Origin of the sequence: Streptomyces sp. NPDC055955, from assembly GCF_042270245.1 — a bacterium.
In the GTDB taxonomy this organism is placed as follows: Bacteria; Actinomycetota; Actinomycetes; order Streptomycetales; family Streptomycetaceae; genus Streptomyces.
Map to the genome: position 1 here is coordinate 134,151 of NZ_JBHJYS010000022.1, position 19,537 is coordinate 153,687.

General features: G+C 70.9%; 19 protein-coding genes. 13 read left to right on the plus strand and 6 right to left on the minus strand.

Going from position 1 to position 19,537, the window contains the following annotated elements; genetic code table 11:
* Positions 1-6 precede the first annotated feature (6 nt).
* Positions 7-1,323, plus strand: a complete 1,317-nt coding sequence (locus tag ACFC96_RS34820) for a cytosine permease (protein WP_376261052.1) — start codon at positions 7-9, stop codon at positions 1,321-1,323.
* Between the two features lie 20 nt (positions 1,324-1,343).
* On the opposite strand, the gene ACFC96_RS34825 is transcribed toward ACFC96_RS34820, so the two are convergent.
* Positions 1,344-1,997, minus strand: coding sequence for a GntR family transcriptional regulator (locus tag ACFC96_RS34825; RefSeq protein WP_340457195.1), 654 nt, complete (start codon positions 1,995-1,997; stop codon positions 1,344-1,346).
* An 85-nt stretch (positions 1,998-2,082) separates the two neighbouring features.
* The gene (locus ACFC96_RS34830) at positions 2,083-2,769 is read right to left on the minus strand and encodes an FCD domain-containing protein (protein WP_340457194.1); all 687 of its coding nucleotides are present in this window, start codon (positions 2,767-2,769) and stop codon (positions 2,083-2,085) included.
* Between the two features lie 78 nt (positions 2,770-2,847).
* Between ACFC96_RS34830 and ACFC96_RS34835 the strand changes: the two genes are divergently transcribed.
* Genes ACFC96_RS34835 through ACFC96_RS34860 form a run of 6 tightly spaced genes read left to right on the plus strand, consistent with a single transcriptional unit; the run spans position 2,848 to position 9,316 of the window.
* Positions 2,848-4,083, plus strand: a complete 1,236-nt coding sequence (locus ACFC96_RS34835; RefSeq protein WP_376261050.1) for an amidohydrolase family protein — start codon at positions 2,848-2,850, stop codon at positions 4,081-4,083.
* Entirely contained in the window at positions 4,080-5,696 is a 1,617-nt protein-coding gene (locus tag ACFC96_RS34840; RefSeq protein WP_376615971.1) for an ABC transporter substrate-binding protein, read from the plus strand. Before ACFC96_RS34835 ends, ACFC96_RS34840 begins: the two co-directional genes overlap by 4 nt.
* Positions 5,693-6,625, plus strand: a complete 933-nt coding sequence (locus ACFC96_RS34845; protein WP_340457191.1) for an ABC transporter permease — start codon at positions 5,693-5,695, stop codon at positions 6,623-6,625. The genes ACFC96_RS34840 and ACFC96_RS34845 overlap by 4 nt, the downstream gene beginning before the upstream one ends.
* Positions 6,622-7,488, plus strand: coding sequence for an ABC transporter permease (locus ACFC96_RS34850; protein WP_340457190.1), 867 nt, complete (start codon positions 6,622-6,624; stop codon positions 7,486-7,488). Before ACFC96_RS34845 ends, ACFC96_RS34850 begins: the two co-directional genes overlap by 4 nt.
* Positions 7,485-8,528 (plus strand): ABC transporter ATP-binding protein, encoded by a 1,044-nt coding sequence (locus ACFC96_RS34855; protein ID WP_376615973.1) that lies wholly within the window; start codon positions 7,485-7,487, stop codon positions 8,526-8,528. The genes ACFC96_RS34850 and ACFC96_RS34855 overlap by 4 nt, the downstream gene beginning before the upstream one ends.
* Positions 8,525-9,316 carry an ABC transporter ATP-binding protein gene (locus tag ACFC96_RS34860; protein WP_376615975.1) on the plus strand — a complete coding sequence of 264 codons (792 nt, stop codon included), beginning with the start codon at positions 8,525-8,527 and terminating at the stop codon, positions 9,314-9,316. Before ACFC96_RS34855 ends, ACFC96_RS34860 begins: the two co-directional genes overlap by 4 nt.
* 60 nt (positions 9,317-9,376) lie before the next feature.
* Here ACFC96_RS34860 and ACFC96_RS34865 read toward each other — a convergent pair whose 3' ends face one another.
* Positions 9,377-11,086 carry an adenine deaminase C-terminal domain-containing protein gene (locus ACFC96_RS34865; RefSeq protein WP_340457186.1) on the minus strand — a complete coding sequence of 570 codons (1,710 nt, stop codon included), beginning with the start codon at positions 11,084-11,086 and terminating at the stop codon, positions 9,377-9,379.
* Positions 11,087-11,115: 29 nt separating this feature from the next.
* The gene (locus tag ACFC96_RS34870) at positions 11,116-12,480 is read right to left on the minus strand and encodes an NCS2 family permease (protein WP_376261038.1); all 1,365 of its coding nucleotides are present in this window, start codon (positions 12,478-12,480) and stop codon (positions 11,116-11,118) included.
* Positions 12,481-12,704: 224 nt separating this feature from the next.
* On the opposite strand from ACFC96_RS34870, the gene ACFC96_RS34875 reads away from it, so the two are divergent.
* Positions 12,705-13,691 carry a LacI family DNA-binding transcriptional regulator gene (locus ACFC96_RS34875; protein ID WP_376615977.1) on the plus strand — a complete coding sequence of 329 codons (987 nt, stop codon included), beginning with the start codon at positions 12,705-12,707 and terminating at the stop codon, positions 13,689-13,691.
* Between the two features lie 14 nt (positions 13,692-13,705).
* Here the strand turns inward: ACFC96_RS34875 and ACFC96_RS34880 are convergent, their stop codons facing one another.
* Entirely contained in the window at positions 13,706-14,296 is a 591-nt protein-coding gene (locus tag ACFC96_RS34880; RefSeq protein WP_376261034.1) for a TetR/AcrR family transcriptional regulator, read from the minus strand.
* Positions 14,297-14,345: 49 nt separating this feature from the next.
* Here ACFC96_RS34880 and ACFC96_RS34885 point away from each other — a divergent pair, with 49 nt between their 5' ends.
* The 5 genes from ACFC96_RS34885 to ACFC96_RS34905 all read left to right on the plus strand — a co-directional run bounded on the left by ACFC96_RS34885 (position 14,346) and on the right by ACFC96_RS34905 (position 19,176).
* Positions 14,346-14,891: a GNAT family N-acetyltransferase gene (locus tag ACFC96_RS34885; RefSeq protein ID WP_376261032.1), complete on the plus strand. Its 546-nt coding sequence runs from the start codon at positions 14,346-14,348 to the stop codon at positions 14,889-14,891.
* Between the two features lie 289 nt (positions 14,892-15,180).
* Positions 15,181-16,626, plus strand: coding sequence for a family 2B encapsulin nanocompartment shell protein (locus tag ACFC96_RS34890; protein ID WP_340457181.1), 1,446 nt, complete (start codon positions 15,181-15,183; stop codon positions 16,624-16,626).
* 25 nt (positions 16,627-16,651) lie between these two features.
* Positions 16,652-17,701: a family 2 encapsulin nanocompartment cargo protein terpene cyclase gene (locus ACFC96_RS34895; protein ID WP_376261030.1), complete on the plus strand. Its 1,050-nt coding sequence runs from the start codon at positions 16,652-16,654 to the stop codon at positions 17,699-17,701.
* Between the two features lie 94 nt (positions 17,702-17,795).
* Positions 17,796-18,671, plus strand: a complete 876-nt coding sequence (locus ACFC96_RS34900) for a geranyl diphosphate 2-C-methyltransferase (protein ID WP_340457179.1) — start codon at positions 17,796-17,798, stop codon at positions 18,669-18,671.
* A 124-nt stretch (positions 18,672-18,795) separates the two neighbouring features.
* Positions 18,796-19,176 (plus strand): NUDIX domain-containing protein, encoded by a 381-nt coding sequence (locus ACFC96_RS34905; RefSeq protein ID WP_376615979.1) that lies wholly within the window; start codon positions 18,796-18,798, stop codon positions 19,174-19,176.
* 28 nt (positions 19,177-19,204) lie between these two features.
* Here ACFC96_RS34905 and ACFC96_RS34910 read toward each other — a convergent pair whose 3' ends face one another.
* Complete coding sequence (locus ACFC96_RS34910; protein ID WP_340457177.1) at positions 19,205-19,384, minus strand: hypothetical protein; 180 nt, start codon at positions 19,382-19,384, stop codon at positions 19,205-19,207.
* Positions 19,385-19,537: the final 153 nt, after the last annotated feature.

Genomic DNA, 19,537 nt, shown 5'->3' on the forward strand with positions numbered 1-19,537 from the left:
ACCACCATGAACAGACGCGATCCCGCCCTGGCGGAAACGGCCCACGCGGGCCTCGAGCTGGACCCGGAGTACGAGCACACGCCCGTTCCGGTGGAGAGCCGCAAGTCCCTTCTCACCGTGTCAGCCGTGTGGTTCGGATTCCCGATGATCCTGACCAACGCCGTCCCCGGCGGGATCGTCGTCGCGCTCATGGGCTTCTGGCGCGGACTGGCCGCGATCGTCGCCGCGAACCTCGTGATGCTGGTCTACGTCGGACTGCTCAGTCACCGGGCGGGCAGCACCGGCGAGAGCTTCTCGCTCCAGGCGACCAAGACCTTCGGGCGGGTCGGCTACGTCGTCGCGTCCGGTTTTCTCGCGACGGTCGTCGTCGGGTGGTTCGCCTTCAACACCGGCGCGACGGGGGCCACCTTGCACCAGGCGTTCGGCTGGCACGAACAACTCGTCGCGGCCGTCGCCGGGGTCGCCTTCGTCGCGATCACGTTCCTCGGCATCCGCGCCCTGTCCTGGCTGGGCGCGGTCGCCGCCCCGCTGTTCCTCCTCGTCGGCCTGATAGCCCTCGTCATCGTCTCCAGGGACCACGACCTCGCGAGCGTCCTCGACTACAAGGGCGTCGGCGGGAGCGGCGCCCTCACCTTCGGCGCCGCCGTGTCCCTCATCATGGCGACGTTCGCGGACTCCGGGACGATGACGGCCGACTTCACCCGCTGGTCGAAGAACGGCAGGCAGGCCGTGATCGCGACGGCCACCGCGTTCCCCGTGGCGAGTCTCGTCGCCCAGATCACGGGAGGCATCGTCGTCGCGGCCGGCGCCGTGGCCTCGGCGGGCACGGTCGGCGGCAACTTCCTCCCGATCCTCACCGGCGGGCACGGAGCCGTCCTCGACGTACTGGCCGCGGTGTTCGTCTTCGTCAACCTCGGCTCCGTCTGCAGCCACTGTCTCTACAACGGCGCGCTCAGCTGGTCGCATCTGACCCGTACGAGGATGCGTGTGATGACGCTCGTCCTGGGGGCCGTCGGCACGGTCGCCGCGCTGGCCGGTGTGTGGGACCACTTCCTCGACTGGCTGGTCGTCCTCAGTGTGTTCGTCCCCCCGCTCGGCGGCGTACTGATCGCCGACCAGGTGCTGCTGCGCCGCCGGATCGACGGGCGGGCCGAGGCGGCGGTGCGCCCCACGGCGTTCGCCGCGTGGGCGGCCGGAGCGGCCGCCGGGGGGCTCGTGCACTGGTACGCGCCGGAGTTCTCCGACGCGGTCACCGGCCTGCTCGTCGCCCTGATCGCCTACGCCGTGCTGGAGGGGATGCCCGCACGAAGCCGGGGCGAGTGATGACGGACGCGGGTGTGCGGCTACTGCTCCGGGGTGCGCCTGCGGTGCGCGGCGGCCTCGCTGCGGCCGGTCGCCAGGTGCTTGAGGGCCAGTTCCTCGACGCGCGGCACGTCCCGGGCCTCGATCGCCTCGTACAGCTCCTCGTGCTCCTTGGCGACGCCGGAGATGTCGTCGTGCTGGCCGAGCAGCCATCGCATGCGGCTGCTCAGGGTGCGGCCGAGTTCGTTCAGGAGCTCGTTGTCGGCGAGCCCTGTCACCGTCTCGTGGAAGTCGGCCGCGGCCCGCCGCGCGAGTACGGCATCGCCCTTGGCCGCCGCCCTCAGCTCGGCGTCCAGGTCCGCCCGCAGCCGTGCGAGTCCCGCGCGGGTGCGCCGCTGGGCGGCGAGACGGAAGGCCAGCATCTCCAGGGCGGCCTTGACCTCGTCGAGGTCCTCGACATCGGAGGCGGTGAACTCACGGACCACCGCCCAGCTCCGCGGGCGTGGGGTGACAAGCCCCTCGTTCACCAGGTCCTTGAGGGCGTCACGGACGGGCAGGCGGCTCACCCCCAGCTCGGCCGCCAGTTCCCGCTCCACGAGCTTGCTGCCCGGCGCCCGCACACCGTCGAGAATCTGATCACGCAGCGTGCGCGTGACCCGCTCCGACTCGGGTTCAAAAGTGTCATCCCCTGCCATGACCGTTATTCTCGCACCGCGTCGCAGGTCATGGGGCCGTACCCCACGCCCGGCGGGAGGCAGGGGACGCGCGTCCGGGACACGGTCAGCCGGCCTGGGCATCGGAGCCGGTCTCCTGCTGGTCGAGAATGGCCACCGCGACGGCCGCCGCGGCGCCCGCGTCGCCGTCCTCGACGGCCCGGTGCAGGTCCTCGTGCGAGGTGTCGTCGCCGCTGAGGGTGTGCTTCATGCACTGGTCGGCCTTGACGCTGTCGCGCAGGGCGTCGCTCATGCCCCGGTAGAGGTTCTGCAGCACGGGGTTGTGGGAGGCCTCGGCGATGCGGAGGTGGAAGTCGACGTCGGCATCCGCGAAGGCGTCCACGTCGGCGTTGCGGCTGGCGTCGGCCCGGTCGTCCAGGGCCTTGCGCATCTGCTGGAGATCGTCGGCCGTACGCCTCGTCGCGGCGAGCCGGGCCGCGACGATGTCGAGGCCGCGGCGTACGTCGATGATGTCCTGGGCGGCGGCGCGGTCGAGCTGGCGGCGCAGCGCGACCTCCGCCTCGTCGGTGGCCGTCACGAAGGTCCCGTTGCCCTGACGGGTCATCAGCAGGCCCGAGTGCACCAGGACGCGCACGGCCTCGCGTACCGACAGTCGGCTGACGCCCAGCGTCTCCGCGAGCCGACTCTCGGACGGGATCTTGTCGCCGAGCTGCCAGGTGCCCGCCGCGATCTCCTGTCGCAGTGCGGCGATCACGGTGTCGACGAGCGACGGAGCCCGTTCCACGTTTTTCATCCCAACCCCTTCTCTAGTCATCTGATGACCTGATAACTCTATCGGTCGGTTCGTCTCCAACGAAGGAGTAATGCCGTCATGACGCACATCTTGTTCACAGCCATACGTCTGGACGGCGGGCAGCCCCGCGACGTTCTGGTCGCCGACGGGCGCATCGCCGCGATCACCCCTCCCGCGCTGCCTGAAGAGTACGAAGTCGTGGACGGCGGTGGCGCCTTGGCCCTGCCCTCGCCGGTCGACGCGCACATCCATCCCGACAAGACCACCTGGGGCCAGACCTGGCTCAGCCGTACTCCCGCGTCGAGCCTGCGGGACCTGATCGACGGCGATGTGGCCGCGCGAGCCGACATGCCGACTCCGGTCGAGGACCGCGCCGGTGCGCTCATGGACCGTGCCCTCACCCGCGGCACCCGCGCGATGCGTGCGCATGTCGACGTGGCGCCCGTCCACGGACTGTCCAATGTGCACGGCGTCCGTGCCGCCGCGGCCGCGCGCGCCGGCCTGCTCGATGTGCAGGTGGTGGCCTTCCCCCAGCTCGGCCTGCTCACCGAGCCCGGAACGGCCGAGCTTCTCGAGAAGGCCCTGTCCGAGGGCGCCGATGTGCTCGGCGGACTGGATCCGGTGGGCGTGGACGGTGACATGCACGGGCAGTTGGACGTCCTGTTCGGCCTCTCCGAGAGGGCGGCCGTCCCGCTGGACATCCACCTGCACGACGGCGGTCCGTCCGGCGTCGAGCAGGTCACCGAGATCGCCCGCCGTACGGTGACGCACGGCATGCAGGGACGCGTCACGGTCAGCCACGCCTTCTGCGTCGCCGACCTCGCCGGCGACGATCTGACGCGCCTCGGCGAGATACTCGCCGAGGCGGGCGTGTCCCTGACGACCTGCGCCCTGGGTGCCGACCCCGTCGTCCCCTTCGGTCCGCTGGGCGAGCTCGGCGTGCTGGTCGCGGCGGGCTCCGACGGCGTACGCGACCCATGGACCCCGTTCGGCGACGGCGACATGATCACGCGGGCCCATCTCCTCGCGTACCGCACCGACGCCCGCACGGACGCCGAACTCGCCGCGTGCTACGCCGTCGTGGCCCACGGGGGCGCCGCGCTCCTGGGCCTGGAGCGGACGGAGCTGCGCGTCGGTGACCCCGCCGACTTCGTCCTGCTTCCCGGCGACTCGGTTGCGCAGGTCGTCGTGGACCGGCCCGTCCCGTCCCTCGTCGTCCGCGCCGGCCGTGTGATCGCCCGGGACGGACAGCTGGTCGACGGCGGGCAGCAGCGCGCCGCGGGCGACCGACTCGTCGAGAGGGCCTCCCGATGAAGCGCCGCGCTCTGCCCGTGATCGGGCTCGTCCTGACGCTCGCCGCCTGCACCTCCGGAGCCCAGCAACCGCAGCAGGGCGCCGCCCCGGCGAAGCTCGACCTCAAGACGACCACCCCCGCCGCAGCCAAGGGGCTCGGCAAGGTGACGTGGAACCTCCCCTACGAGCCGCAGACCCTGGACCCGATCCGCTCGTTCAACTACGCGGAGAACACCGCCCTCGCCAACATGTGCGAGAGCCTGCTGCGGCTGACCCCGGACTTCAAGATCAAGCCGGGTCTGGCCGTCAAGGCGGCCAACCCGACCCCCACCACCTGGGTGTACACGATCCGTAAGGGCGTGACGTTCTGGAACGGCGATCCGCTGACCGCCGACGACGTCGCGGCCAGCCTGCGACGGCACCTCGACCCGAAGCTCGGCACCTGGTGGGGCGACTACTTCAACACCGTCAAGTCGGTCCGCGCCACCGGCTCCATGCAGGTGACGGTCACCCTCAAGCAGCCCGACGCCCTGTTCAACCAGGCGATGGCCACCGGCGCCGGCGCCGTCGTGCAGAAGAAGTTCCTCGACCACGCCGGCAAGTCGCTCGGCTCGCCGTCCGGCGGCGTGATGTGCACCGGACCGTTCATGTTCCATGACTGGAAGTCGGGCGACTCGATGACGCTCACCCGCAACGACCACTACTGGGACAAGGCGCTCCGGGCCAAGTCCGAGTCCCTGGTCCTGCGGTTCATCGCCGACGAGACGACCGCCGTCAACGCCCTGCGCTCCGGCGAGGTCGACGGCCAGTACTTCTATCTGCCGCCCGCAGGTCTCGGTCAGCTCCAGAAATCCACCACCGGCTCGGTGACCCTGGGCCGTTCCCTCACCTTCTGGGCGCTGCTCGGCTCGGCGAAGTCCGGGCCCTACGCCGACCCGAGGGTGCGCCAGGCCCTGTCGCTCGCGCTGGACCGCGCGGCGATCTCCAAGGTCGTCTTCCAGGGCACGGCCTCCCCCCAGCGAGCGCTGACGGGAAGCGACTACTGGGGCTACGAACGCAAGACGTATCAGAAGGCCTACGAGGCCCTGCCGCCCGAGACCACCGATCTCGCGAAGGCCAAGGAACTGCTCGTCCAGGCGGGCTCGCCCACGAAGCCCATCGTGATCGGTGTCCAGGGCAGTTCGGCCGTGCACGAGCAGACCGCCAACCTTCTGAAGGCCACGGGCGAAGCGCTCGGCCTCGACATCGAGATCAGGGTCGTCCCGGTCGAGCAGTACGGCAACCTCTACAGCGACCCCAAGGCGCGCAAGGGCATCGACGCCTTCCTCAGCACCTGGTACGGCAACGTGCCCGATCCGCTGGACATCTACACCGTCTTCCGCAAGGGCGGACGGACGAATTTCAGCGGCTACAGGGCAGTTGACGGTGCCATCGCCAAGGCGCGGGCCGAGGGCGATCCGGCGGCCCGGGCGTCGCTCGTCACCGGGATCCAGGAGAAGGTGACCCGTGACGTGGTGTGGATGCCGCTCAACAACCTGCCCGTGATCCTCTACATGAACAAGCGGGTCACCGGCGCCGTGCCGTCCTTCCCCTACCTGTACTACCCGTGGGCCGCAGGGCTGGGGGCCAGATGACCACCTACCTGGTACGGAAGTTGATCGCGCTGGCCGTGGTCCTGGTCGTCGCCTCGTTCCTCGTCTACGGACTGCTCTACCTCGTACCCGGTGGACCGATGGCGTTCCTGCTCGGCAACCGCAGCGGTACGCCCGAGCAGATCGCCGCCATCCGGGCCCAGTACCGGCTCGACGACCCCTTCCTGGTCCGCTACGCGGCGTGGCTCGGCGACGCCGTGCGCGGCGACTTCGGCAGCTCCCTGGTGTACCGGCAGCACGTCTCGGGCCTGATGGCCGCCCGCGCCACGACCACCGCGTTCCTGGTCGGCTACTCCACCGTCCTGATCGTCGTGGTCGGTGTGGCGGGCGGTGTGCTGGCCGGGCTGCGGCGGGGCCGGGTGGACGCCGTCATCAGCGCGGTCTCCTCGGCGTTCCTCGCCACTCCGACGTTCGTGATCGGTGTGCTCCTCGTGATCGTGTTCGCCCTGGGCCTGGGCTGGTTCCCGGTGTTCGGGCCGGGCGAAGGCCCCTTCGGCCGGCTGTATCACCTGACGCTCCCGGCGATCACCCTGAGCCTGGGCAGCGCCGCCTTCCTCGCCCGCATCACCCGCGCCTCGGTCCGCGAGGAACTGGGGCGGGAGCATGTGGAGACCGCCCGCAGCCGTGGCATCGCCGAAGCACTCGTCATCCGCCGGCACGTGCTGCGCAATGCGTCGATCCCGGTGATCACCGTCACCGGTCTGACCGTGGCCAGTCTCATCGCCGGCTCGGTCGTCGTGGAGAACGTGTTCGCCCTCGACGGCCTCGGCTCCCTCTTCGTACGGGCGATCCTGCAGCGCGACTTCGCGGTCGTGCAGGCCGTCGTCCTCGTTCTCGTCGCCGCCTTCGTCCTCATCAACCTCGTGGTGGACCTGTGCTACAAAGCCCTCGACCCGCGGATGTCCCGATGACCGCCGTGGCCGCCCGCGTCCGCGGGACCTTCGGCAGGTTCGGCCCGTCCCGTGCGGTGCGTGCGCTCGGCGTGCCCGGCGTCACCGCGGCGGCACTGCTCGCCGTGGTACTGGCGGTCACGCTGCTGGCGCCCGTCCTTGCTCCCTACGACCCCGACCAGCCGGACCTGTTCAACTCGCTGGCCGGTTCCTCGGCCGCGCACCCCCTGGGCGGTGACGCCCTCGGCCGGGATGTGCTGTCGCGGCTGATGTGGGGCGCCCGCACGACGCTGAGCGGGCCGGTCCTCATCATCTGTCTGTCGACCGTCGTCGGCACCGCGCTGGCGGTCACCGCGGCGTGGGCGGGCGGCAAGGTGGACGCGGTCGTCTCGCGCCTGCTGGACGTGCTGTTCGCGGTCCCGGGCATCGTCTTCGCCCTGATCACCGTGGCCGTGCTCGGCCCCGGTGTCACCGGAGTCGTCCTCGGCCTCGCCGTCGCCTACACCCCGTACGTGGCGCGGGTGGTGCGCAGTGCGGCGCTGCGGGAGCGCAACATGCCCTATGTGGCGGCGGCCTGGGTCCAGGGCCGGTCCGCGTTCGCGATCTGCGTACGCCACCTGCTGCCCAATCTGCGGCCGATCATCGTCGCCCAGTCGGTGTCCGCGCTGGGCTTCGCGGTCATCGACCTCGCGGCGATCTCCTTCCTGGGGCTCGGTGTGCAGCCGCCGACCGCCGACTGGGGGCTCATGGTCAAGAGCGGACTGGACAGCGCGACCCGAGGGCAGCCCCTGGAGGCGCTGGGTGCGGGCCTGTTGATCGTGCTGGTGGTCGCCGCCGTGATCGTGCTCGGCGACCGCCTCGGCAAGGAAGGTGACCAGCGGTGAACCTCCTGAAGCGCGAGAGGGACCAGCCGGAGAAGAGTCAGGCGGAGCAAAGTCCGACCGGGGGTAGTCTGCTCGATCTGCGAGGGCTCGGACTCGCGGTCCCGGCCGGCCGGGACTGGCGGCCCCTCGTCGAAGAGGTCGACTTGTCGATCGGCCGGGGCGAAGCCGTCGGCCTGGTCGGCGAGTCCGGCTCGGGCAAGTCCATGACGGCGCGGACGATCCTCGGGCTGACACCGCCGGGAGCGCGCGTCACCGGTGACATCGTCTTCGACGGGCTCCGGGTCACCGCCATGGACCGGCGTGCGCTGCGCGGTCTGCGGGCCCGGCGCATCGCGATGGTCTTCCAGGATCCGCGGGCCCACATCAATCCGGTGCGCAGCATCGGTGACTTCCTCACCGAAGCCATGATCGCCAACCTGGGGGTGCCCGCCCCGGAGGCGAAGGCACGGGCGGTGCGGCTCCTGTCGGACGTCGGCATCGCGGACGGCGAGCGCCGGATGCGCCAGTATCCGCACGAGCTGTCCGGCGGGCTTCTGCAACGCGTCATGATCGCGTCGGTCCTGGCCGTCGAGCCCGATCTGGTGCTGGCGGACGAGCCGACCACGGCCCTGGACGTCACCACGCAGTCCGAGGTCATGGCCATCCTCGACGAGCTGCGGCGGGAGCGCGGCATGGCCATGCTGCTGATCACCCATGACCTGGAACTGGCGGCGGCCACCTGCGACCGGCTCGCCGTCATGTACGCGGGCCGGATCGTGGAGACCCAGGCCGCCGGCGCGCTGACGGCCACGCCCCGGCACCCGTACACCTCCGGGCTGATGCTTTCGCGGCCGAGCATCGATCAGGTCGTCCACCGGCTGCCGGTCATCCCCGGCAGGCCTCTTGCCGCGTTCGAGGCGGACGACGGCTGCGCCTTCGCCCCGCGCTGTGCGCATGCGCGGCCGTACTGCGCGGACGGGAGGCCGGCCGTGGTGGAACTGGAGGGGGCCCGCGTGGCGTGCACGCGGGCCGGCGAACTCACCTTGCAGGGAGAGTCATGAGCGACTTCGTGATCGAGGCGGCCGGTCTGCGCAAGGAGTTCGGGCAGGCGGTAGCGGTCGACGACGTGTCCTTCACGCTGTCGCGCGGCCAGTCGCTGGCAGTGGTCGGCGAGTCCGGCTCCGGCAAGACGACGGTCGCGCGGATGCTGGTCGGCCTGGAGACCCCGTCCGGCGGATCGATCAGCGTGTGCGGCCGGCCGCGTCCCGGCGGGCGGGTGTCGTCGGGGGAACGCCGCAGGCGCGCCCGGGAGATCCAGATCGTGTTCCAGGACCCCTACGCCTCGCTCGACAAGCTCCAGCGGATCGGCGACGTCGTGGAGACCAGCCTCGCCCTTCATTTCCCGCTGACTCCCGCCGAACGGCGCAGGCGGGCCCTTGAGCTGCTCGAAGCGGTCGGGCTGGCCGAGCGGCATGCTGCCATGCTCCCCCGTCAGCTCTCCGGCGGGCAGCGGCAGCGCGTCGCCATCGCCCGCGCCATAGCCGTCGAGCCGGAGGTGCTCGTCCTGGACGAGGCGGTGGCGGCGCTCGACGTGTCCATCCAGGCGCAGATCCTCAATCTGCTCGCCGACATCCGTGAACGCAGCGGTATCAGTTACGTGTTCATCTCGCACGACCTCGCCGTGGTCCACCAGATCAGCGACTTCGCCGTCGTGATGTCCGGCGGTCGGATCGTCGAGCGCGGCAACACCCGCGACCTGCTGCGCGCCCCCCAGGAGGAGTACACGCGGGCATTGCGCGCGGCCGTCCCGCGCCCGGGCTGGAAGCCGACTCGGAGGCAGCCGGCCTGAGCCTCGTCAGGGGTGGCGGCCGGACATCGAGGACTACGGCCGCCACTCCCCCGATCCCCTTCAGGAACCGACCGTGGCCCCCACCGGCGCGCGCCGCACGACGTCCACCAGCGACCGGTCAGTGATCTTCAGCGCGGGGGACACGGCGAGCGTGAGAGTGGACACGCTCATGAAGGGGTTGAGGTGTTCCCAGCCCCATGCCTCCAGGGCGGCCCGCACCGCGCCCGCCTCCTCGGCGACCCGCGCGGCCGGCCGGGCCGACAGCACGCCGCCCACCGGCAGCGGCATCCGCGCCGCCACGCTCTCGCCGGCGGCACCCCGGACGACGGCCACGCCGCCTCCGTCGGCCACGACGGTCGCCGACGCTGCGGCCATCGCCGCACGGGACGTACCGATCGTCACCAGGTTGTGGCTGTCGTGGGCGTACGTGGTGGCCACGGCGCCCTCCGTCAGGTCCCGGCCGAGCAGCGGCGCGAAGACGACTCCGTCACGGCCGTGGCGATTGCGGACGCGGACCAGTACGGTCCTGCCTTCCCACGCCACTTCGCCACCGGACACCGGGAGTTCGATCTCGGCGGCCTCGGTGTAGGTGTCCCGAGGATTCACGCGCATGGCCCGGAACCGGTGTGTCCCGTCCGGCAGGTCCACGCGCCAGCGGAACCCGTCCTCGTCCTGCGCCTCCACGTCGACCCGGCTCTCCAGGGCGCCGGCCTCCGCGGACCGTGCCTCGTACACCGCGGCTCCGTCCCGGCCCACGATCTGGCCGCCGGCCAGTACGACGGCCGGGTCGAACGCGGCGAGTTCGCCGCGCAGGAGGACCAGGTCGGCCCGCTTGCCCGGCGAGACGACCCCCCGGTCGTACAGCCGCAGCCGCTGCGCCGGGGTCCAGGTCAGCGCGCGCAGGACGACGTGCGGCGGGAAGCCCGCCGCCACCGCCACGCGGGCGATGTGGTCGAGGTGTCCCTCGGTGACGATGTGGTCGGCCGCCAGGTCGTCGGTCACGAGACACAGCGGCGGCAGCTGGGGCAGGGCGAGCAGTGCCTTCGCGACGTCCTCGTCGAGGCACTTCTCCTGGAGCATCATCGTCATGCCCAGGCGGGCCTTCTCCAGGACCACTTCGGTGCGGTTCTTGGTGTGGTCGGAGTCCACGCCCGTGGCCAGGTAGGCGCTGAGCTCGGCGCCGCTGAGGTTGGGGCAGTGGCCGTCCAGGATCGTTCCCTGGGCGCGGGCGGCGGCGGTGACCGCGGCCATCCGCGGGTCCCCGGCCACGACCGCCCGGTAGTCCATGACCTCGCCGAGGGCCACCACGCCCGGCCAGCGCAGCATCTCCGCGATGTCGTCGGCGGACAGCGCCGCACCGGCGTGCTCGAGCCCTTCCAGCGCGGGCACGCACGAGGGCACGCCCCACAGCTGGGTCTGCGGCGTCCGGTCACCGGCGTCGATCATCCACCGCATGGCGTCCCGGCCCGCGACGTTGACGATCTCGTGCGGGTCGGCGAGAACAGTGGTGGTGCCTCGGGCCAGCGTCACCGCGGCGAACTGCTGCGGCGTGAGGAAGGCACTCTCGATGTGCATGTGGGCGTCCACGAAACCGGGGACGATCCGCATGCCCGTGGCGTCGATCTCCTCGCGCGCCTCGGCGGGTGTGCCCGGCGGCAGTACGGCGCTGATCTCGCTCCCCCGGACCAGTACGTCCGCGGGGAACTCCTCGCCGGTGAAGGTGGACACCACGCTGCCGCCGAAGATCCGGAGGTCGTGCTGTTCACTCATGTCGTCGTGCTCCTTCGTGGACGGTGTCGTCACGGGACGAGGGTGTAGAAGTAGTAGCCGAGCGGGATCATCACGATCCACAACGGCCAGGCCACCTCGCGGATCCGTCCGCTGACGGTCTTGACCAGGACGTGCGCGGCCAGGCCCGTCGCGATGCCGGTGCCGAAGTTGCCGAAGAACAAGGTGGTCGCGACGGTCAGTGCCGCGGGGACGGCGTGCGTCGGGTCCTTGAAGTCGACGTTCTTGAGGGCGCCGAGCATGTTCAGCCCGATGTACATGAGGACGGGCGCCGTGGCCGCGGACGGGATCAGGGTCGCGAACGGGGTGACCAGCAGCAGGAGGCCGAAACCGCAGGCCGCCCACACCGACGCGAGGCCGGTCCTGCCCCCCGAGTCGGGGCCGGCGGACGACTCCAGGTAGGCCGTCATCGAGGGCGCGCCGACGGCGGCACCGCCCATCACGGAGACGGAGTCGACGAGGAACGGACGGCGGGAGCCGGGGATGTTGCCGTCCTTGTCGAGGAGCCCGGCCCGTCCGGCGACGGCCAGCAGGGTCCCGGTCATGGAGAAGAACTCCGAGACGAAGAAGGCGAAGATGTACGGGAAGTACTCGGGCTTGAGGGCGCCGAGGACGTCGATGTGGAAGAGCAGCGGGCCGGGCGAGTCCGGCGCCGAGATGAGGCTGTCGGGGACCTCGGTCACGCCCAGCGGGATGCCGGCGACCGTCACCGCCGCGATGGTGATGAGGAACGCCCCGGGCACCTTGCGCGACGCGAGCGCGGTGAGCAGCAGCAGGCCGGCCAGGGCAAGGAGACCGGCGGGCGCGGACAGGTCGCCGACGGCCAGGGCCGCCTTGTCGGCGTTGCCGACGACGAGGTCGGCGTCCCGGAATCCGATGAGGGCGATGTAGAGGCCGAGGCCGCCGCTGATGGCGTACTTGAGGTGCATCGGCATCAGGCGTGTCACGAGATCACGGATGCCGAGGAGGGTGAGCAGGAGGAAGGCCGCGCCGGACCAGAACACCATGCCGAGCGCCGTGTCCCAGGGGACGTGGTCCTGGCCGACGATGGTGAAGGCGACGAGGGCCACTCCGCCGAGGCCGGGGGCGACGACGAAGGGCAGGTTGGCTATCAGGCCCATCGCCAGGGTGGCCAGGGCTATCGCGATGATGACGGCGGTGGTGGCGGCGCCGTGCGGCACACCGGCGCCGGCCAGCTGACCGGGCACGACGACCACGGCGTAGGCGGCGGCCATGAACATCGAGGCGCCCGCCACGAGTTCGGTGCGGTGGGTGCTGCCGCGGCCGCGGACGCTGAAGAGCCGTTCGACGCGCGAGACGGGTGGCTCGGTCGTGACGGCGGTCTGCTCGCCGGTGGTCGGAGCGGTGGGTGGCATACGAAACCTCGGCGGGGATGAGGGGTCGGGCGGGGCGGCCTGCGGCGGCGTCGGCGCGGGGAGGGCTCGCGGGAGGTGGGGGCACCCGGCTTGGGCCAGGTCTCTGCAACCGGGTTCTGTAACCGGTTGCAGAGACCGGTTGCAGGTATGATGACATGCCGTAAAGCGAATGTGAACACAGGGGCCCGCGCACACTCGGCGGGCACGTCAGGCAGGGGGCGGCGATGGCGACGCTGATGGATGTGGCGCGCGCGGCGGGGGTGTCGAAGGCCACGGCCTCACGGGCCCTGCAGCGCCCCGAGCTGGTCGCGGAACCCACTCGCCTGCGCGTGCTGGACGCCGCGCAGCGCCTCGGCTTCCACCCCAACGCCGCCGCCCGCGCGCTCACCACCGGCCGGACGGGACTGGTCGGCCTGGTCGTGCCGACGCTCTCCAACCCGTTCTTCGCGCCGCTCGTCATGGGCGCCCAGCAGACCGCCGAGAAGACCGACCATCACCTTCTGATCGCCGTCTCGGAGTACGACGCCGTGCGCGAGGCGGAGCTCGCCGACCGCCTCGCGGAACAGGCCGACGGACTGATCATGGTCACACCGGTGGGCACCGACGCCGCGCTGCGCGAACGCGCGCGGCGCTTTCCTCTGGTACTGGTCGACCGCCAGGTGGGCCGGCTGCCGGCAGTCGTGGCCGACACGGCGACGGGCCTCGCCCAGCTGATGGACCACCTCCTCGACCAGGGACACCGGGACATCGCCTATGTCTCGGGCCCCGCCGGTTCCTGGGCCGACGGGCAGCGGTCCGCGATCCTGACGGAGCGCGCGGCGCAGGCGAAGGCCCGGCTGCATGTCCTGGGCCCGCTGCCGCCCACGTTCGACGCGGGGATAGAAGCCGCCCGCACCCTTCCCCCCGACGCCACGGCCGTGCTCGCCTACAACAGCTATCTGACGCTCGGCCTGCTGCACGGACTCGCGGCGGCCCATCGCCGGGTGCCCGAGGACGTCAGCCTGGCCGCGGCCGACGATCTGAGCAGCCTCAGGTCCACGACACCTCCCGTGACCGCGCTCGACGTCCCGGTGGAGGAGGTGGGCGCGCTCGCCGTCACGCGCCTCATCGACCTGCTCGCGGGCCATCAGGTCACGGTCACGTCCCGTCTGCCGTCCCGGCCGGTCCTGCGCGCGTCGACGGCTCCGCCCGCGGCCTCCGCGCGCATCTAGAGCCCGGCGCCCGGTCACCCGGTGCCGGTCAGCGCGTCCAGGTAGTCGTCCAGAAGCCCGGCCTGGCGACGGGGCGGGAACGCCTCGGGGTCGAACAGGGCCTGCACCACCAGGCCGAGCACGAACGCCTGGGCGCCGGCCGCGATGCGCGCCGGGTCCCCGGCGGGCAGTTCGCCCGCCTCCTGAGCGGCCTCGACCAGATCGCGCAGCTTGTCGCGGCTTCGCGCGTACTTCCCTGCGTAGTCCTCGCTCAGGTCGGGGTCCGCGAGCGCGGTGTCCCAGGAGGACACCCAGATCCGGTTGCTGTCGGTGGCCTCGCCCGTCAGCGGCAGGATGCTCATCAAGGCCGCCCTCAGCGCAGCCAGGCCCTCCCCCGCGGCAGGCCGGGGGCGCGAGACGGTCCGCCGCTCCAGCAGGTCGAGGGCGTACGCGACCAGGTCGCGCTTGGCCGGGAAGTAGTGGGTGAGCAGGCCGGTGGACGCGTCGAGTTCGGCGGCGACGGCGCGCATGGTCAGGCCACCGAATCCGTGCGCGACCAACACCCGCCAGACCGCCTCGGAGACGTCGCGGCGCCGGGCCTCATGGTCCCCCTTGGTACGTGGCATGCTGCTACGGTACATAGCCAAAACGCTTGTTGTGTGAATGGGGTCCCTCATGTTCTCTCTCCCTCTGCGGGACGACGCCCGTCTCGCCCCGCTCGAGATATGGCACGCCGAGGAGTTCGCCGCCCACCTGGACCGGGCTCGCGAGCACATCCGACCGTGGGTCGGGGCGGGGTTCGTCACCGTCGACGTCGACGGGGCGCGGGCCACCCTGAGCCGGTACGCCGAGCGCCAGGCCGCCGACGGCAACCGCCTCTACGGCATCTGGCTCGACGGCACGCTCGTCGGCGGCGTGATGTTCGTGGACTTCGACGCCGCCTCCGGTTCCTGCGAGATCGGCTGCTGGCTGGAACCGGGCGCCGAGGGCCACGGCCTCATCACATCGGCGTGCGGCGTCCTGCTGGACTGGGCCTTCACCACGCGGGGCCTGCACCGCGCCGAGTGGATCTGCCGGGCCGACAACGAACGCAGCGCCGCGGTGGCCAAGCGGCTCGGCATGACACTCGAGGGCGTGCAGCGCGAGTCCTGGCCCTACGAGGGCACCCGTCACGACAAGCAGCTCTGGGCGGTCCTCGCTCCTGAATGGCGCACCCGGTGACCACGACACCGCGTGCCCCGGAACGGCCGCCCCGGTAGCCACCTCACTGCGCGCACTCCCGATGCCCGTACGCGTCCCGCGCACACGTTCCCGTGGTGCGGGACGGCGCGCGATCATGTTCCGCCCGACGGTCTGCCTCATTCGGCAGGTTTGCACTTCCAGGACACGAGATCGCCCCCTTTGCGCCGTACCTGGCCACCACTCCCGGCTGATTGCCTTGTGGGTGCAACGAGGAGCTTTCGTACCACCGATCGCTTCGCTCACCCTCGTTCACCTCCTGGGAGGGAATGTGTCCGTGCCGGACAGCGCCACCGGTCCCGCGAGCGACGAAGAAACCGCACCTGAAGTCCCGACCGACCAGCAGCTGACCAGCCTCGGCACCCATGCGGCACGCCGGCTGGCCACGACCACCAAGTCCGCACCTCAGATGCAGGCCATCACCTCACGATGGCTGCTCAAAGCCCTGCCGTGGGTGGACGTCAAGGGCGGTACGTACCGGGTCAACCGGCGTCTCCAGCTCAACATCGGCCGCGGCAGGGTGCAGTTCGACCAGAACGGCGGGAACGACATCAAAGTCATTCCCGAAACGCTCACCGAACTTCCCGTCCTGCGCGGGTACGACGACACCGACGTACTGAAGGAGATCGCCTCCCGGTTCCGGACGCGGGAGGTGCGGGCCGGGCAGGTCCTCTTCGAGGCCGGGCAGCCGGTGACCGAGACCTACCTGGTGGCCCACGGGCGGTTCACCCGCTTCACCGAAGGCAAGTACGGCGAGGAGGAGGTCATCGGCGTCGTCACGGACGGCGACCAGATGGGCGACGAGGCCATCGGCCAGCCGGACCCGCTGTGGCTCAGCTCGGTCCGGGCCGAGACCGCCGGCACGGTGCTCGTGCTGCCCTGGCACGTCGTCGAGGAGCTCACCGAGCGGAAGCCGTCGCTGGCCGCACACCTGCGGGAGTACGCCGAACGGCAGCGGCTGCCGAGGAACCGCAAGGGCGAGGCCGACGTCCCCGTCCAGTCCGGGCACACAGGTGAGCCGACGCTGTCCGGCGGCTTCGTCGACTACGAACTGACGCCGCGCGAATACGAGTTGTCCCTCACCCAGACCGTCCTGCGCGTCCACACCCGCATCGCCGACCTCTACAACGACCCGATGGACCAGACCGAGGAGCAACTCCGCCTCACCATCGAGGAGATCCGCGAGCGCCAGGAGTGGGAACTCCTCAACAACCGCGAGTTCGGACTGCTGCACAACGTCGACTACGGCCAGCGCATCAGCACCTTCTCCGGCCCGCCCACCCCCGACGATCTCGACGAACTGCTCTCCATGCGCCGTAAGACACGGCTCTTCCTCGCCCATCCGAAGGCGATCGCCGCGTTCTTCCGGCAGTGCAACCGGCGCGGTCTGGTGCCCGGCACCGCGAACGTCGACGGGCACGAGGTGCCCGCCTGGCGCGGCGTCCCGATCTTCCCCTGCGGCAAGATCCCGGTCACACCGCAGCACACGACCAGCATCCTCGCGCTGCGCACCGGGGAGTCCGACCAAGGTGTCGTCGGCCTCTACCAGACCGGCATCCCCGAGGAGTACCAGCCCGGGCTCAACGTCCGCTTCATGGGGATCAACACCACCGCGATCATCAACTACCTCGTCACGGCCTACTACTCATTGGCGATTCTCGTCCCCGACGCGGCGGGGATCCTCGAGAACGTGCAGATCGGACGGACCGCCGAATGACGCACGCCGACGGACGGGGGACGCGATGAGCGCACCGCCCGACACCACCACCTCGTTCTCGCCGCCGGGGCCGCCCAACCTCGCGCACACCCTGCAGACCCGGCGCGGCGGCGCGGTCCCCGGGCTGCGTCACCAGCCGGCGGTACCCGCCGATCCCGTGAAGGTCGAGGAGGTCGACCGCAGGCTGGAGATCTGGGCCCGCGGGCTCGATCTGTTCCCCGAGGCGTGGTTCGAGGACTTCGCGAGCTTCCAGGTCGGGCGGGCCGTGGTGCTCCAGCACCCGGAGGCGGCGGACCTGGACCGCCTCACCGCCGCGGGCAAACTCCTACTCGCCGAGAACGTGGTGGACGACTGCTACTGCGAGGACAAAGGCGGCTCGCCACGCGGACTCGGCGGCCGGCTGATCATGGCGCAGTCCGCGATCGACCCGTACCACGGGACAGCCGAGGCCGAGGAGCAGTGGCGCCACGGCATGCAGGCCGACGGCCCGCTGCGCTCGTACCACGCGGCCTTCCAGGACTACGCCGCCTTCGCCACGCCCAGCCAGACCTCACGGTTCGTGCACGACATCGCGCGGCTGCACCTCGGGTACCTCGCCGAGGCCGCCTGGACCGAGACCCGGCACGTGCCGCGCGTGTGGGAGTACCTGGTCATGCGGCAGTTCAACAACTTCCGCCCCTGTCTGTCCCTCGTCGACGCGGTGGACGGCTACGAACTGCCCGAGGCCGTCTACGCCCGGCCCGAGATCCAGCGGGTGACGGCGCTGGCCTGCAACGCGACGACACTCGTCAACGACCTGTACTCCTTCACCAAGGAACTGGCCAACGACCCCACCCACCTCAACCTTCCGCAGGTCGTCGCGGCCAACGAACGGTGCGGCCTCAAGGCCGCCTACCTCAAGTCCGTCGACATCCACAACGAGATCCAGACGGCGTTCGAGGAGGAGGCCGCGCTCCTGTCCGCCATGTCACCCCTCGTCGAGCGGTACGTCCAGGGGCTCAGCACCTGGGTGGCCGGCAACCACGAGTGGCACGCCACGAACAGCCGCCGCTACCACCTGCCCAACTACTGGTAGGCCGCGCCCGGACCCGGCCAGACGGGCCCGAAGGTTCCACCCGCTCCACCCGACCGACCCGATTGACCGTCAGATGCACTGCGAGGAGTACCTGTTGACCACCGCTCCCCACATCACCTCGGCCGCACCGGTGCCGACCCAGTCCACGTACCAGTCCCGTGTCGCCGAATACTGGAACGCCGAGGAAAACCCGGTCAACCTCGAACTGGGCAAGATCGACGACCTGTACCACCACCACTACGGGATCGGCCCCGCGGACAACGCGGTGCTCGACGAGCCCGACCCCGCGCGGCGCAACGACCGGCTCACCGCCGAACTGCACCGGCTCGAACACGCGCAGGCGAACTTCCTCGCCGACCACCTCGGGCCGCTCGCCCCCACCGACCGGGTCTTCGACGCCGGCTGCGGACGCGGCGGCGGCAGCGTGGTGGCGCATCTGCGGTACGGCTGCCAGGCCGACGGCGTCACCATCTCGGCCAAGCAGGCGGACTTCGCCAACGCCCAGGCCGCCAAGCGCGGTATCGACGGCCAGGTCCGCTACCACCATCGCAACATGCTGGACACCGGCCTGCCGACCGGTGCGTTCGCCGCGTCGTGGAACAACGAGTCGACCATGTACGTCGAGCTGGAGCTGCTCTTCGCCGAGCACGCCCGGCTGCTGCGCCGCGGCGGCCGCTACGTGGTCATCACCGGCTGCTACAACGACAGTTACGGCCGGGCGTCGCGCGAGGTGTCCCTGATCAACGCCCACTACATCTGCGACATCCACCCACGGTCGGAGTACTTCCGCGCCATGGCCCGCAATCGCCTGGTCCCCGTGCACGTCGAGGACCTCACCGAGGCCGCGCTGCCCTACTGGGAACTGCGCAAGCAGGCCGACCACCTGGTCACCGGCATCGAGGACACCTTCCTCACCGCGTACAAGAACGGCAGTTTCCAGTACCTGATGATCGCTGCCGACCGCGTCTGACTCCGTCCCCTGCCCGACCCCTGATCCGGCGCCGTCAGCGTGAATCGACCTTCGTGGGGTAGGAAGGCAAAGCCCGCGAAGCGGGCGCACGGATCAGGCGGAGCGGGGAAAGGGCGGTCGGACGATGGCGCTGGAGCAGGTGGCCCAGGGAGTGGTTCAAGCGGTCGTCGTCCACAACGGACGCCTGCTCCTGGTGGAGCAGCCGGACGGCAGTGCACTGCCGTCCGGCGTTCCCGAGGCCGCCGAGTCGGCGGAGGCCGCCGCCGCACGCCTGGTGTACGAGCTCACCGGCTATCTCGTCGACGGTTCGTCGACGCTCGAACCGGAGGCGGCTCGATCAGGCTCGAGGGCTGCGGCCGTTCTGTGCCGGCTGCTGACCGAGGACCCCTCGGACGGAGCGCGGCTCGTGCCGGAGCAGATCCACTGGGTTCCGGTCGCCGAGGCGGTCGACATCACGCCGCCCGGCGTCGTCCGCGACTACTTGGAGGGCCACACACCCGTGTGAACCCTCCTCGCGTACGGGGCGGACCTCGTCACGGAGCCCAGCGGCCGTTGGCCTTGCGGTGTTCGTGGGGCTGCTGGGACTTGCCCGGCAGCTGCTCCTTCGCCTGCTTGACGGCTGCCTGCGGGATCTGCGAGTGGAAATACAGCAGCTTTCCCTGCCCCCGGGCGCCTATGCCGTGATGCCCCTTCGCCGGTGAGTTCTTGCTCATGACTCGGCACCTCGCCATCGCACGTCACCCTCGCGCCACCCGGAACTCTCCGGTCGCGCATTCCGTAGATTTCACGGTACGCCGCCCGGGACGATGACGGCGGGTCGAGACGGTGACGGCGGATCCCGAGGAATCCATCCCGCGGGGCAGGGA

Coding starts and splice junctions, on each gene's coding strand:
- ACFC96_RS34840 (WP_376615971.1), top strand. CDS start 4,080: ATGAAGCGCCGCGCTCTGCCCGTGATCGGGCTCGTCCTGACGCTCGCC.
- ACFC96_RS34860 (WP_376615975.1), top strand. CDS start 8,525: ATGAGCGACTTCGTGATCGAGGCGGCCGGTCTGCGCAAGGAGTTCGGG.
- ACFC96_RS34905 (WP_376615979.1), top strand. CDS start 18,796: ATGGCGCTGGAGCAGGTGGCCCAGGGAGTGGTTCAAGCGGTCGTCGTC.
- ACFC96_RS34895 (WP_376261030.1), top strand. CDS start 16,652: ATGAGCGCACCGCCCGACACCACCACCTCGTTCTCGCCGCCGGGGCCG.
- ACFC96_RS34845 (WP_340457191.1), top strand. CDS start 5,693: ATGACCACCTACCTGGTACGGAAGTTGATCGCGCTGGCCGTGGTCCTG.
- ACFC96_RS34880 (WP_376261034.1), bottom strand. CDS start 14,296: ATGCCACGTACCAAGGGGGACCATGAGGCCCGGCGCCGCGACGTCTCC.
- ACFC96_RS34835 (WP_376261050.1), top strand. CDS start 2,848: ATGACGCACATCTTGTTCACAGCCATACGTCTGGACGGCGGGCAGCCC.
- ACFC96_RS34865 (WP_340457186.1), bottom strand. CDS start 11,086: ATGAGTGAACAGCACGACCTCCGGATCTTCGGCGGCAGCGTGGTGTCC.
- ACFC96_RS34825 (WP_340457195.1), bottom strand. CDS start 1,997: ATGGCAGGGGATGACACTTTTGAACCCGAGTCGGAGCGGGTCACGCGC.
- ACFC96_RS34870 (WP_376261038.1), bottom strand. CDS start 12,480: ATGCCACCCACCGCTCCGACCACCGGCGAGCAGACCGCCGTCACGACC.
- ACFC96_RS34850 (WP_340457190.1), top strand. CDS start 6,622: ATGACCGCCGTGGCCGCCCGCGTCCGCGGGACCTTCGGCAGGTTCGGC.
- ACFC96_RS34820 (WP_376261052.1), top strand. CDS start 7: ATGAACAGACGCGATCCCGCCCTGGCGGAAACGGCCCACGCGGGCCTC.
- ACFC96_RS34910 (WP_340457177.1), bottom strand. CDS start 19,384: ATGAGCAAGAACTCACCGGCGAAGGGGCATCACGGCATAGGCGCCCGG.
- ACFC96_RS34875 (WP_376615977.1), top strand. CDS start 12,705: ATGGCGACGCTGATGGATGTGGCGCGCGCGGCGGGGGTGTCGAAGGCC.
- ACFC96_RS34830 (WP_340457194.1), bottom strand. CDS start 2,769: ATGAAAAACGTGGAACGGGCTCCGTCGCTCGTCGACACCGTGATCGCC.
- ACFC96_RS34885 (WP_376261032.1), top strand. CDS start 14,346: ATGTTCTCTCTCCCTCTGCGGGACGACGCCCGTCTCGCCCCGCTCGAG.